This window comes from Burkholderia sp. ABCPW 111 (genome assembly GCF_000773065.1).
Taxonomy (GTDB): Bacteria; Pseudomonadota; Gammaproteobacteria; order Burkholderiales; family Burkholderiaceae; genus Burkholderia; species Burkholderia savannae.
The window spans coordinates 1-14,053 of record NZ_JPWT01000081.1 but is presented as its reverse complement, the minus strand read 5'-3'; the positions used below and the strand labels follow the sequence as shown (position 1 = coordinate 14,053).

At 69.6% G+C, this 14,053-nt stretch carries 11 protein-coding genes and 1 pseudogene; all 12 read left to right on the top strand.

The window, feature by feature from the left end:
• Positions 1–159 precede the first annotated feature (159 nt).
• Positions 160–1,146: pseudogene (locus X946_RS18870) on the top strand (alpha/beta hydrolase family protein); the annotation flags it as partial.
• A gap of 260 nt (positions 1,147–1,406) precedes the next feature.
• Entirely contained in the window at positions 1,407–2,228 is an 822-nt protein-coding gene (locus X946_RS18865; RefSeq protein WP_038750676.1) for a 4'-phosphopantetheinyl transferase family protein, read from the top strand.
• Between the two features lie 732 nt (positions 2,229–2,960).
• Positions 2,961–4,484, top strand: coding sequence for a histidine ammonia-lyase (gene hutH / locus X946_RS18860; protein WP_038750674.1), 1,524 nt, complete (start codon positions 2,961–2,963; stop codon positions 4,482–4,484).
• A gap of 4 nt (positions 4,485–4,488) precedes the next feature.
• Positions 4,489–5,184, top strand: coding sequence for a histidine utilization repressor (gene hutC / locus X946_RS18855; RefSeq protein WP_038750671.1), 696 nt, complete (start codon positions 4,489–4,491; stop codon positions 5,182–5,184).
• A gap of 41 nt (positions 5,185–5,225) precedes the next feature.
• The gene (hutU, locus tag X946_RS18850; protein WP_038750669.1) at positions 5,226–6,914 is read left to right on the top strand and encodes a urocanate hydratase; all 1,689 of its coding nucleotides are present in this window, start codon (positions 5,226–5,228) and stop codon (positions 6,912–6,914) included.
• Positions 6,914–7,546, top strand: coding sequence for a HutD/Ves family protein (locus tag X946_RS18845; RefSeq protein WP_038750666.1), 633 nt, complete (start codon positions 6,914–6,916; stop codon positions 7,544–7,546). Before hutU ends, X946_RS18845 begins: the two co-directional genes overlap by 1 nt.
• A gap of 4 nt (positions 7,547–7,550) precedes the next feature.
• Positions 7,551–8,774, top strand: coding sequence for an imidazolonepropionase (gene hutI / locus X946_RS18840; RefSeq protein WP_038750663.1), 1,224 nt, complete (start codon positions 7,551–7,553; stop codon positions 8,772–8,774).
• 12 nt (positions 8,775–8,786) lie between these two features.
• Entirely contained in the window at positions 8,787–10,169 is a 1,383-nt protein-coding gene (locus X946_RS18835) for a formimidoylglutamate deiminase (protein WP_081989796.1), read from the top strand.
• Between the two features lie 289 nt (positions 10,170–10,458).
• Positions 10,459–11,262 carry an N-formylglutamate deformylase gene (gene hutG / locus X946_RS18825; RefSeq protein WP_038750658.1) on the top strand — a complete coding sequence of 268 codons (804 nt, stop codon included), beginning with the start codon at positions 10,459–10,461 and terminating at the stop codon, positions 11,260–11,262.
• Between the two features lie 507 nt (positions 11,263–11,769).
• Complete coding sequence (locus tag X946_RS35735; RefSeq protein ID WP_038750655.1) at positions 11,770–11,973, top strand: hypothetical protein; 204 nt, start codon at positions 11,770–11,772, stop codon at positions 11,971–11,973.
• Positions 11,974–12,275: 302 nt separating this feature from the next.
• Positions 12,276–13,070: a gamma-glutamyl-gamma-aminobutyrate hydrolase family protein gene (locus X946_RS18810; RefSeq protein WP_038750649.1), complete on the top strand. Its 795-nt coding sequence runs from the start codon at positions 12,276–12,278 to the stop codon at positions 13,068–13,070.
• A gap of 32 nt (positions 13,071–13,102) precedes the next feature.
• Positions 13,103–14,053, top strand: a 951-nt coding sequence (locus X946_RS18805; protein ID WP_038750759.1) for a glutamine synthetase family protein, incomplete at its 3' end; no start/stop codon positions are given.

Genomic DNA, 14,053 nt, shown 5'->3' with positions numbered 1-14,053 from the left:
CGACGTCGTCGCGCCGCCGCCCGATTTCGGCGAGCGATCTCCCGGACGTTCGTCCGCCGACCCTGCGAAAGCCGAGAAAAAATGGCCGCCGCAGGCGAGCTTCGCGCCGCGGCGGCGCACGGTTCCGAATCGACGAAAACGACCATGACAGGAGACGACATGCCGGACCAGCAGCGGCCCGACGCCATTCCGCCCGAACCCTTCGTCGCGCCGGCCGCCGACGGCTTCCTCGTGCGCGGCTTTGCGTGGCGGCACCGTGGCCCCGCAGCCGGCCGGCCGGTGACGGTCGTCAATTGCGCGACCTCGGTGCGCTGCCGCTATTACTTCCGCTTCGCCGCGTATCTGTTCAGCCACGGCAGCGACGTGCTCGTCTACGACTATCGCGGCATCGGCGAGTCGCGGCCCGCGTCGCTCGCCGGCTTTCGCGCGACCTGGCTCGACTGGGGGCGTCTCGATTGCGACGCGGTCCTGCAATACGCGTCGCGCGCGTTTGCGGGCCAGCCGGTCGACGTCGTCGCGCACAGCGTCGGCGGTGTCACGCTCGGGCTCGCCAATTCGAATGCGCTCGTGCGCCGCGTGCTCACGGTCGGCTCGCAATATGCGTACTGGCGTGATTACGCGGGCTCGCATCGGCTGCGGATGCTGATCAAATGGCATGTCGCGATGCCGATTCTCGCGCGCCTGTTCGGCTACGTTCCCGCGAAGCGGCTCGGCTGGATGGAGGACACGCCGCGCGGCGTCGCACTATCGTGGAGCCGCAGCCGGCCGCGCTTCGAGGACGCGTTCGCGCGCGCGCCGATCGCGGAGACGGCCGACGCGCGGCGCGATCTCGTCGAGCGTTTCGCGCGGCTGACCGCGCCGACGCTCGCCATCGGCCTGTCGGACGACGAGTTCGGCAGCGTCGAGGCGGTCGAGCGCCTGCTCGGCTATTACGCGCGCAGCGCGGTCACGCATCTGCGGATCGCGCCCGAGCAGATCGGCGCGGCGTCGGTCGGGCATTTCGCGTTCTTCCACAGCCGCTTCGAAAAGACGCTCTGGCCGATCGCGCTCGGCTGGCTCCAGACGGGCGAACTCGCGCCCGACACGCCGGGCGACGTCTATCGGCAACCGTCCGCGCCCGCGCGCGGCCGCGCGGCGCGCGACGAGGACAAGGACAAGGACAAGGACAAGGACAAGGACAAGGACAAGGACAAGGACAAGGACAAGGACAAGGACAAGGACAAGGACAAGGACGAGGACAAGGGCGAGGACGAGGAAGAGGACGAGGACGAGGACGAGGACGTGAAGGGCGGGCGGACGGCCACTGGCTGAGCGGCGCGCGCCGGCTGCGGCCGGCGCGGCCCGGCGCACGAAGATCCGTTACCATCGAACGCTTTCCATTGTCTGCACGACGTGCCCCGCCGCCGATGCGCCAGCCGACAGATGCCGCCTTGCCATTCACGACCGACGCCGCCTTGCCTTTCACGCTCGACGACGCCTGCCGCGCCGTCGAGCTGTCGCCGCCCGCGGCGGCGCAACGCGCCGGCGTGCGGCTCGTGCGGCTCGACTTCGATTTCGATGCGCCGCGCGGCGCGCGCACGATGGATTGGCTGAGCGACGACGAGCGCGAGCGCGCCGGCCGCTTCGTTCGCGCGGACGACGCGCTGCGCAGCGCGTCGACGCGCGCCGCGTTGCGCGGCGTGATCGGCGCGGCGCTCGGCGTGCCGCCCGCCGAGTTGCGGATCGTCGCCGATGCATGGGGACGGCCGCGGCTCGCGCCGGCGCACGCGGCGCTCGCGCCGACGCTCGACTTCAACGTGTCGCATTCCGGCGCGCATGCGCTGATCGCGTGGAGCCGCGCCGCGCGCGTCGGCGTCGACATCGAGGCGGGGCGGGCGGGCGTCGACTGGAGCTCGCTCGGCCGCGCGGTGTTCGCGCCCGCGGACGCGGCGGCGATCGCCATGTTGCCCGCTGGCGAGCGCGAAGCGGCGTTCTATCGCGTGTGGGCGGCGAAGGAGGCGTTCCTGAAAGCGCTCGGCACGGGGATCGGCGGCGGCCTGACCGCGTTTTCGGTGCTCGGCGGCGCGTTGCCGCCGGCGGGCGGGAACGGCGGCGCGCCCGTCGTCGGCATCGTCGAGCCGAACTCGCCCGCGAGCGGCGTGGCGGCGTTCGAGGCGGCATGGCTCGACGCGCCCGCGGGCTATGCCGCGTGCGTCGCCTGGCGGCGTGCGGGCGGCGGCACGTTTTAGCGGCGGGCGAGCCGTTTCGAGGCGGCGCGTCAGTCACGCCGCGCGGCGCTTCGTTTCGTTCGAGGCGTTCGGAACGGACGGCCGCCGGCGCTCGAGCGTCCGTGCATCGACGCGATCGGCTGATCGTCTTGCCGCCTGATCGACTCATCTCGTCGGCGCTTCATGGCCTCATCGCTGCTCCGCGCCCGCCGATTCCCCCTTGAGGCTTCACATGTCCGTCGCAGCGGCGGCAATGCGGGTTTCGGCGGCTGCGCGCGATCGTCGCCAGCGGAGCCGATCTCCGCGCGGCTGGGCGCGGGCGTCGCGCGAACGTGCGTCGCCCACGCCCGGCCACCGGAGCGATCGCAACGCCGGACGATCGGAAGCCGACGGAAATCGAGATCCATCCGAGGAGTCGGGGCCGCCAAATCCGGGAGGCGATGATTCGGGATCGGAACTTGGCGAAACGCCTTCGAAATCCTGCTTCGCGTGGCGAAAGGCGCGGCGCGCGACGCCATCGTCGTTCGAGCGCGCGCCCAAAGCGCGAAGCGCTGCGAAATCCGGCCGGCCACTTCCATTGTCGCGCTCGTCGACCCGCCCGGGCGGCCTCCGCCGCTGCGCCCCGATCCGGCTTCGCCCGCCCGCCGGACTAGGGGAAACTCCTAGCCCGGATTTTTGAAAAACAAGTTGTCTATACAACATCGAGTCACTACACTCAGATCATCCCGAAACTTGTATAGACAGGACCCCTTCATGATCACGCTGACCCCAGGCCGCCTGACTCTCCCGCAACTGCGCCGGATCGCCCGCGAGAACGTGCAGATCACGCTCGATCCCGCGAGTTTCGCCGCGATCGACCGGGGCGCGCAAGCCGTCGCCGACATCGCCGCGAAGGGCGAGCCGGCCTACGGCATCAATACGGGCTTCGGACGCCTCGCGAGCACGCACATCCCGCACGATCAGCTCGAGCTGCTGCAGAGGAATCTGGTGCTCTCGCATGCGGTCGGCGTCGGCGAGCCGATGTCGCGTCCCGTCGTGCGCCTCCTGATGGCGCTCAAGCTGTCGAGCCTCGGCCGCGGTCACTCGGGCATCCGCCGCGTCGTGATGGACGCGCTCGTCAAGCTGTTCAACGCCGACGTGCTGCCGCTCATCCCGGTCAAGGGCTCGGTTGGCGCGTCGGGCGATCTCTCGCCGCTCGCGCACATGTCGGCGGCGCTGCTCGGCATCGGCGAAGTGTTCATCCGCGGCGAGCGCGCGAGCGCCGTCGACGGGCTGCGCGTCGCGGGCCTCGCGCCGCTCACGCTCGAAGCGAAGGAGGGCCTCGCGCTGCTGAACGGCACGCAGGCGTCCACCGCGCTCGCGCTCGACAACCTGTTCGCGATCGAAGACCTGTACCGCACGGCGCTCGTGTCGGGCGCGCTGTCGGTCGACGCGGCGGCGGGCTCGGTGAAGCCGTTCGACGCGCGCATTCACGAGCTGCGCGGCCATCGCGGCCAGGTCGACGCGGCGGCCGCGTACCGGTCGCTGCTCGACGGCTCGGCGATCAACGTGTCGCACCGCGACTGCGGCAAGGTGCAGGACCCGTACAGCCTGCGCTGCCAGCCGCAGGTGATGGGCGCGTGCCTCGACCAGATTCGCCACGCGGCCGGCGTGCTGCTCATCGAAGCGAACGCGGTGTCGGACAACCCGCTGATCTTCCCGGATACGGGCGAAGTGCTGTCGGGCGGCAACTTCCACGCGGAGCCCGTCGCGTTCGCGGCCGACAACCTCGCGATCGCCGCGGCCGAGATCGGCGCGCTCGCCGAGCGCCGCATCGCGCTGCTCATCGACGCGACGCTCTCCGGCCTGCCGCCTTTCCTCGTGAAGGACGGCGGCGTGAACTCGGGCTTCATGATCGCGCACGTGACGGCCGCCGCGCTCGCGTCGGAGAACAAGACGCTCGCGCATCCGGCATCGGTCGATTCGCTGCCGACCTCGGCGAACCAGGAGGACCACGTGTCGATGGCGACGTTCGCCGCGCGCAAGCTCGCGGACATCGCGGAGAACGTCGCGAACATCCTCGCGATCGAGCTGCTCGCCGCCGCGCAGGGCGTCGATCTGCGCGCGCCGCACGAAACGAGCCCGGCGCTGCAGCACGCGATGAAGACGATCCGCGCGGACGTCGCGCACTACGATCTCGACCATTACTTCGCGCCGGACATCGCGGTGGTCGCGCAGCGCGTGCGCGAGCGCGCGTTCGCGACGCTGAGCCCGCTCGCGTTCGAATCGGAACAATAAGACGATGAGCACGCCCGCCTATCAGGAAATCAAGGACTTCATCCTCGATCGCATTCACGCCGGCGAATGGGCGGAAGGCGATCAGGTGCCGTCCGAGAACGAGCTCGCGCGCGAGTTCAAGGTTGCGCGAATGACGGTCAACCGCGCGCTGCGCGAGCTCACGGCCGAGCAGGTGCTCACGCGCATCCAGGGGGCGGGCACCTTCGTCGCGCGGCCGAAGTACGAGTCGACGCTCGTCGCGATCCGCAGCATCTCCGACGAAATCGCCGCGCGCGGCCACCGGCACCATGCGCGCGTGCTCGATCTCGTCACGATGAAGGCCGACGACGCGCTCGCCGACGAAATGCAGGTGCCGCTCAACACGAAGCTTTTCCGCTCGGTGATGCTGCATTACGAGAACGACGAGCCGGTTCAGCTCGAAGAGCGTTGGGTCAATCCGGCCGTCGCCGCGGATTACGCGGAGCAGGATTTCTCGGCGATCACGCCGAACCAGTACCTGATGCGCGTCGCGCCGCTGCAGCGCGTCGAGTACCGGATCGAGGCGGCGATGCCCGATCGCGTGATGCGCGAGGAGCTCGAGATGAGCGAGACCGAGCCGTGCCTCGTGCTGCATCGGCGCACGTGGTCGCAAGGCGTCGTCGCGTCGGTCGTGAACCTCTGGCATCCGGGCAGCCGCTATCGCTTCACCGGCCATTTCTGAACGCTTAACGAAACTCACTTTCCTTTCCGGGAGCAGTCGTCATGAACCACCCGAAACACATCGATCCGCGTCTCGATCCGACCCGCGTGATCCGTGCGCCGCGCGGCAGCGAGAAGGTTTGCAAGAACTGGCTCGCCGAAGCCGCGTACCGGATGATCCAGAACAACCTCGATCCGGAGGTCGCCGAGCATCCGCACGCGCTCGTCGTGTACGGCGGCATCGGCCGCGCGGCGCGCAACTGGGATTGCTACGATCAGATCCTCGCGTCGCTTGCGGACCTGAACGACGACGAGACGCTGCTCGTGCAGTCGGGCAAGCCGGTCGGCGTGTTCCGCACGCACGAGAACGCGCCGCGCGTGCTGATCGCGAATTCGAACCTCGTGCCGCACTGGGCGACGTGGGATCACTTCAACGAGCTCGACCGCAAGGGCCTGATGATGTACGGCCAGATGACGGCGGGCAGCTGGATCTACATCGGCAGCCAGGGCATCGTGCAGGGCACGTACGAGACGTTCTTCGCGGTCGCGAACCAGCACTTCAACGGCGATCCCAAGGGCCGCTGGGTCCTGACGGGCGGCCTGGGCGGCATGGGCGGCGCGCAGCCGCTCGCCGCGACGATGGCGGGCTTCTCGATGATCGCGGTCGAATGCGACGAATCGCGAATCGACTTTCGCCTGAAGACGCGCTACGTCGACAAGAAGGCGAAGACGCTCGACGAAGCGCTCGCGATGATCGACGAGGCGAAGCGCGCGGGCAAGCCGGTATCGGTGGGCCTGCTCGGCAACGCGGCCGACGTGTTCTCGGAGATGGTCGCGCGCGGCATCACGCCGGACTGCGTGACCGACCAGACGAGCGCGCACGATCCGATCAACGGCTATCTGCCGCAGGGCTGGAGCGTCGAGCAGTGGCGCGAAGCGCAGAAGGTCGATCCGCAGAGCATCGTGCGCGCGGCGAAGCAGTCGATGGCCGCGCAGGTGCGCGCGATGCTCGCGCTGCAGGAGCGCGGCGCGGCGACGCTCGACTACGGCAACAACATCCGCCAGATGGCGCTGGAGATGGGCGTCGAGAACGCGTTCGATTTCCCGGGCTTCGTGCCCGCGTACATCCGGCCGCTCTTCTGCGAAGGCAAGGGGCCGTTCCGCTGGGTCGCGCTGTCGGGCGATCCCGAGGACATCTACAAGACCGATGCGAAGGTCAAGGAACTCATTCCCGACGATCCGCACCTGCACAACTGGCTCGACATGGCGCGCGAGCGGATCGCGTTCCAGGGGCTGCCCGCGCGGATCTGCTGGGTCGGCGTGAAGGATCGCTACCGTCTCGGCCAGGCGTTCAACGAGATGGTGAGGGCGGGCGAGCTGAAGGCGCCGATCGTGATCGGGCGCGACCACCTCGACACCGGCTCGGTCGCGAGCCCGAACCGCGAGACGGAAGCGATGAAGGACGGCTCGGACGCGGTCAGCGACTGGCCGCTGCTGAACGCGCTGCTGAACACGGCGGGCGGCGCGTCGTGGGTGTCGCTGCATCACGGCGGCGGCGTCGGCATGGGCTTCTCGCAGCATGCGGGCGTCGTGATCGTCGCCGACGGCACCGACGCCGCGCACGAGCGCCTCGGCCGCGTGCTGTTCAACGATCCGGCCACGGGCGTGATGCGCCATGCGGACGCCGGCTACGAGCTCGCGCAGCGCACCGCGACGGAAGCGGGCCTGAAGCTGCCGATGCTCGGCCGCTGATGCGGATGGTGTCGTCTACGATGCAAGCGACGCTGATACGTGCGGACTCGCTCGTCGCGTCGCCGTGGAAGAACGGCGGCGGCGTGACGCGCGAGATCGCCGCGCACCCGTCGGGCGAGCGCGCCGCGGGCGGCGCGTTCGATGCGTTCGCGTGGCGCGTGAGCGTCGCGGACGTCGCGCAGGCGGGGCCGTTCTCGCGCTTCGCCGGCGTCGACCGGACGCTCGTGCTGCTCGCGGGCGCGGGCATGACGCTCGTCGACGCCGACGGCGCGCGGCACGAGCTGCGCGCGCCGCTCGAGCGCGCCGCGTTCGCGGGGGAAGCCGAGCTCGCGGCCGAGCTGCACGACGGCCCGACGCGCGACTTCAACCTGATGACGCGGCGCGACGCCGCGCGCGGCAGCGTCGACGTCTGGCACGCCGGCGCGGCGCATGCGCTGCATGCGGACACCGTGCTGCTGTTCTGCGCGAGCGGCGCGAGCGTCGTCGATCTCGGCGACGGCGCGCCGATCGCGCTGCGCCCGTTCGACACGCTGCGCATCGACGATCCCGCGAACGGCGAGCTGCGATGCGCGATTCGCGGCGGCGGCGCGTTGCTCGCGGTCGGCGTGACGCTTCTTCACGACAAGGCTTGAGCGGATGAAATCGATTCTCTGGCACAACTTGAAGCTGTGCGCGCACGGCGACCCGAACGACACGATCGCGGACGCCGCGATCGCGGTGAACGGCGACGGCACGGTCGCATGGATCGGGCGCGCGAGCGACGTGCCGGCCGGCTACGTGCACTGGCCGCGCGAGGACTTGCGCGGCGCGTGGGTGACGCCCGGCCTCGTCGATTGCCACACGCATCTCGTCTACGGCGGCCAGCGCGCGGACGAGTTCGCGCAGCGCCTCGCGGGCGCGAGCTACGAAGAGATCGCGCGGCGCGGCGGCGGGATCGTGTCGACGGTGCGCGCGACGCGCGAAGCGAGCGAGGCGACGCTCTTCGAGCAGGCGGCCGCGCGGCTGCGGCCGCTGCTCGCGGAAGGCGTTACCGCGATCGAGATCAAGTCCGGCTACGGGCTCGAGTTCGCGAGCGAGCGCCGAATGCTGCGCGTCGCGCGGCAGCTCGGCGAGCGCTTCCCGGTGAGCGTCTACACGACCTTCCTCGGCGCGCACGCGCTGCCGCCCGAGTACACCGGCCGCGCCGACGAATACATCGACGAGGTCTGCGAGCGGATGCTGCCCGAGCTCGCCGACGAGGGGCTCGTCGACGCGGTCGACGTGTTCTGCGAGCGGATCGGCTTCACGCTCGCGCAGAGCGAGCGGGTGTTCGAAGCGGCCGCGCGGCGCGGGCTGCCCGTCAAGATGCACGCGGAGCAACTGTCGAACGGCGGCGGCACCGCGCTCGCCGCACGCTATCGCGCGCTGTCCGCGGATCATCTCGAATATCTGGACGAGGCGGGCGTCGCGGCGATGCGCGCATCCGGCACGACCGCCGTGCTGCTGCCGGGCGCCTATTACTTCATTCGCGAGACGAAACTGCCGCCGATCGATCTGCTGCGCCGCCACGGCGTGCCGATCGCGCTCGCGACCGATCACAACCCGGGCACGTCGCCGCTCACGTCGCTGCTGCTCACGGTGAACATGGGCTGTACGCTCTTCAAGCTGACGGTGCAAGAGGCGCTGCTCGGCGTCACGCGCCACGCGGCGTCGGCGCTCGGCGCAGGCGATCTGCACGGCTCGCTCGCGCCCGGGCGGCAGGCGGATTTCGCGGTGTGGTCGGTGTCGACGCTCGCGGAGCTCGCGTACTGGTTCGGCCGGCCGCTGTGCGAGCGTGTCGTGAAGGGCGGGGTGACGGTGTTCGCGCGCGATGCGCGCTGACGGAAGACAAGCATGACGATGACCGATTCGATGTTGTTTGCCGAGCACGCATACCTGCCCGGCGGCTGGCAGCGCGACGTGCTGCTGCGCTGGGACGCGACAGGCGCGCTCGTCGACGTGAGCGCGAACGCGTCGGCGCCCGCGGGCGTCGCGCGCGCGAACGGGCCGCTCTTGCCCGGCATGCCGAACCTGCATTCGCACGCGTTCCAGCGCGCGATGGCGGGGCTCACCGAATATCGCGCGAATCCGTCCGACACGTTCTGGAGCTGGCGCGACCTGATGTACCGCTTCGCGCTGAAGATCACGCCCGACGCGCTCGCTGCGGTCGCGCGCTGGCTCTATGTCGAGATGCTGAAGAGCGGCTATACGTCGGTGTGCGAGTTTCATTACGTTCACCATGCGCCGGACGGCGCGCGCTATCCGCGGCTCGCGGAGCTGGCGGCGCGCGTCGTCGGCGCGGCGCGGGATGCGGGCATCGGCATCACGATGCTGCCCGTCGCGTACCAGTACAGCGGCTTCGGCGAACGCGCGCCGCGCGACGATCAGCGCCGCTTCATCAACACGCCCGATGCGCTTCTCGCGCTCCTCGATGCGCTGCGCGGCGAGCTGCCCGAGCACGGGGGGCTGCGCTACGGGATCGCGCCGCATTCGCTGCGCGCGGTATCGGAGGGGGGGCTGCGCGAATTGCTCGGCGCACTGCCGGCCGATGCGCCGGTGCACATCCACATCGCCGAGCAGACCGCGGAAGTCGACGATTGCGTGCGCGCATACGGCGCGCGGCCGGTGCAATGGCTGCTCGATCGCTTCGACGTAAACGCGCGCTGGTGCCTCGTCCATGCGACGCATCTCGACACGGTGGAGACGCGCGCGCTCGCGCGCAGCGGCGCGATCGCGGGCCTGTGTCCGACGACCGAGGCCAACCTCGGCGACGGCATCTTTCCGGCGCTCGACTATCTCGCGGCGGGCGGCGCGATCGGCATCGGTTCGGACAGCCACGCGAGCGTCGACTGGCGCGCCGAGCTGCGGCTCTTCGAATACGGGCAGCGTCTCGTGCGGCGCGAGCGCAACGTGCTCGCCGATTCGGCGCATACTCACGTGGCTGACCGTCTGTTCGCGGCGTCGCTCGCGGGCGGCGCGCGCGCGGCCGGCCGGCCGGTCGGCGCGCTCGAGGCGGGCCGGCGCGCCGACTGGATCGTGCTCGATCCCACGCATCCGTCGATCGCCGAGCATGGCAGCGACACGTGGCTGTCGGGTGCGGTGTTCGCCGAGCACGGCGACACGCCGGTGCTCGACGTGTATGTCGGCGGCGAGCAGGTGGTGAGTGCGCGGCGTCATCGTGACGAGGCATCCGCGTACGCCGGGTATCGCGCGGCGCTCGCGCAACTGCTGCGCTGAAGCGCGACCGGCTTGCGCAAGCGACGGATGATACGAAGATGCGCCGGCGCGGCCGCCGCGTGATGCGGTCAGCATGCCTGCGGCATTCGGCATTCGGCATCCGGCATCCGGCATCCGGCATCCGGCATCCGGCGCGAGGGCGGGGTGCCGCGCGCGCCGCAATGAAAATCATGCAAGCCGAGCGCTTCGCGCGCGCAGCGGCGCAGCCGGCCGCCACGTGCGAGCCGCGCGGCGCGCGGCGGGGAGCGCGCCGCACGAAGCGCGGCATCATCAACGAGGTCGAACGATCATGAACACCGCATCGTATCCGCCGGTATTCACGCTGCATCGCGGCACGCTGCCGCTGCTCGTGTCGATACCGCACGCGGGCACCCGCATTCCCGACGAAATCGCCGAGACGATGACGCCCGTCGCGCGCCACGTCGACGATTGCGACTGGCATCTCGAGCGTCTGTACGATTTCGCGAAGACGCTCGGCGCGTCGGTGATCGTGCCGTTGCACGCGCGCTATGTCGTCGATCTGAACCGTCCGCCCGACGACGCGAATCTCTATCCGGGCCAGGATACGACGGGCCTCGTGCCCGTCGATACGTTCGACAAGTCGCCGCTCTACGCGGAAGGCGACGAGCCGACCGTCACCGAGATCGCGCGCCGTCGCGAGCGCTACTGGAGGCCGTATCACGATGCGCTCGCAGGCGAGCTCGAGCGCCTGAAGGGCGCGCACGGCCGCGTGCTGCTGTGGGAAGCGCATTCGATCCGCTCGCAGGTGCCGCGCTTTTTCGAAGGCCGGCTGCCGGACTTCAACTTCGGCACGTCGAACGGCGCGAGCGCGGCGCCGGGTCTCGCCGACAAGCTGGCCGCGCTCGTCGACAAGCACGGCGGCTACACGTCGATCGCGAACGGGCGCTTCAAGGGCGGCTACATCACGCGTCACTACGGCGCGCCGGAGCACGGCGTGCAGGCGGTGCAGCTCGAGCTCGTGCAAGCGACCTACATGGACGAAACGCGGCCTTATTCGTACGACGAAGCAAAGGCGCGGCGGATCGTGCCGCTGCTCGAGGCGCTCGCGAGGGCCGCACTCGAGCATCGCTGACCTCGTTGTAGGGCAGCCTCCATTCGCGGCGCTTCGCGCTGGGCGATGCGCCGCGGATTGCGTCGCGCATTCGTTTGCGATGCGAAACGAATGCGGGTTTCGCTCGTGGTTTGCTCGTTCGCCGCGCGAAGCGAGCATGGGAGGCGGGAATCGTTCGGATACCGATCCGACTACGAGCTGACGCCGCGCAATGCGCGCGTCCATCGACGGTTATCGTCGAATATTTTAAGCAATGCATCCGCCGTGAATTAAGGGAAAACCCTAGATCCGTATTTTTGAAACGGAATTGACGGCATTTCCAGATACGATAAGCTGATTGTCAGCTAGCCGTCACATCGATCACGGTGGCGTTTTCCCGCGCCGCCGCCACTCGCGAACGGGCTGCTGCGACGTTCGCGACGATCGACCGGCTGGCCGGGCGGCGGCGCATGCCGAGTCGCATCGCCGCTTGCCGCGTTCAATACTTTAAACAGTCAGTCGAGTGTAATCGTGAGAGTCCAAGGCCCCTTGGTCAGGCGGGATCGAAGTCGGCGCGCGAGCCTTCCGCACGCCGTCGACGCCGCCGACGTTGGCTGCGGCAAGTATCTCGCTAGCCCAAGCCTGTCCATCTTCGCCACCGTGTCCCGGCGCTCCGTGCGCCGTCACAACGCGGTCGCCGCGCGCGCCTACACGGCGGTTCACGACGACGGCGTCGCATCGCTGTTGCCCTAGCGCCTCTTCTCGTCGCTCCTCGTCGCTCGCCGGTTCGTCGTCGCTGCGCATTGCCGTCGCGTTGCCGAGCCGCATGCGAACGGGCGGCGCGCGCATTGCATCGCGCGCGGGCCGCGCGTTGCGTGACCGCGCCGCGCGCGAATCCGTCGAGCCCACGCCACGCACGCCGCCGCGCATCGGGCGCGCGCGTGCGTGCATGCGTGCCGCCGTGCGCGGCGTCGTTTCCGTTTTTCTCGACGTACGCGATGCGTCGCGCGTGCTGCGCGCGCGTTCGTCGCGCCTGTCGAATCGGAGGAAGCGCGATGGATGAACATCTCGTCGCCGGGCGGCGGCCCGTCGTCGGCGTTTGCGCGGATCGCAAGACGGTCGGCCTGCATGTCGCGCATGTCGCCGGCGAGAAATACCTGAGCGCCGTCGTCGCCGGCGCGGACGCGCTCGCGATCGTGCTGCCCGCGCTCGGCGCGCGGCAGCGCGCGGACGAACTGCTCGCGCTCATCGACGGCTTGCTGCTGACGGGCAGCTATTCGAACGTCGAGCCCGAGCGCTACGGCGGCCCGGCGAGCGCGCCCGGCACGCTGCACGACGCGGCGCGCGACGCGACGACGCTGCCGCTCGTGCGCGCGGCGATCGACGCCGGCGTGCCGGTGCTCGCGATCTGCCGCGGCATGCAGGAGTTGAACGTCGCGTACGGCGGCACGCTGCACCAGGCCGTGCACGCGCAAAGCGGCCGCGCCGATCATCGCGAGAACCTGTCCGCTCCGGTCGACGTGCAATACGGCTCCGCGCATCCGGTCCGGCTCGAGCCGGGCGGATTGCTGCATCGGCTTGCGCACGGCGCGGAAAGCGTCGACGTCAACTCGCTGCACGCGCAGGGGATCGAGCGGCTCGGCGGCGGGCTGACCGTCGAAGCGCGCGCGCCCGACGGGCTCGTCGAGGCGATCGGCGTGCGCGACGCGCGCGCGTTCGCGCTCGGCGTGCAGTGGCATCCGGAATGGCGGTTCGACGGCAATCCGCTGTCGCGAGAAATCTTTGCGGCGTTCGGCGCGGCGTGCCGCGCCCGAATGCGCAGGACGGCCGAACGCGCGACGCGCGCGTGAAGGCCGTCGACGCTTATCGAAGAGAGGCTCACATGCAAGACATCGATGATTTTTTGAGGCAACACCGGATCACCGAAGTGGAAGCGATCATTCCCGACATGGCGGGGATCGCGCGCGGCAAGATCATCCCGCGCAACAAGTTCGAAACGGGCGAATCGATGCGGCTGCCGCAAGCGGTGATGGTGCAGACCGTCACCGGCGACTACCCGGAAGACGGCACGCTCACCGGCGTGACCGATCCCGACATGGTGTGCGTGCCCGACGCGTCGACGATCTGCCTGATTCCGTGGGCGGTCGATCCGACCGCGCAGGTGATTCACGATTGCGTGCATTTCGACGGCTCGCCCGTCGAGATCTCGCCGCGCTACGTGTTGCGGCGCGTGCTCGACCTGTATCGCGCGAAGGGATGGAAGCCCGTCGTCGCGCCGGAGCTCGAGTTCTATCTCGTCGACATGAACAAGGACCCGGATCTGCCGCTGCGTCCGCCCGTCGGACGCACGGGGCGCGCGGAGACGGGGCGGCAGTCGTATTCGATCGAAGCGGTCAACGAGTTCGATCCGCTCTTCGAGGACATCTACGAATACTGCGAGCTGCAGGGGCTCGACATCGACACGCTGATTCACGAAGTCGGCGCTGCGCAGATGGAGATCAACTTCCTGCACGGCGATGCGATGTCGCTCGCCGACCAGGTGTTCCTGTTCAAGCGCACGGTGCGCGAAGCGGCGCTGCGCCACAACATGTACGCGACGTTCATGGCGAAGCCGATGGAGAACGAGCCGGGCTCGGCGATGCACATCCATCAGAGCGTCGTCGACCTCGAGACGGGCCGCAATCTCTTCATCGGCGCGGGCGGCGAAGTGATGCCGATGTTTCGCGCGTACCTTGCCGGGCTGCAGAAGTACACGCCCGCGCTGATGCCGATCTTCGCGCCGTACATCAACTCGTATCGCCGGCTGTCGCGCTTCATGGCCGCGCCGATCAAC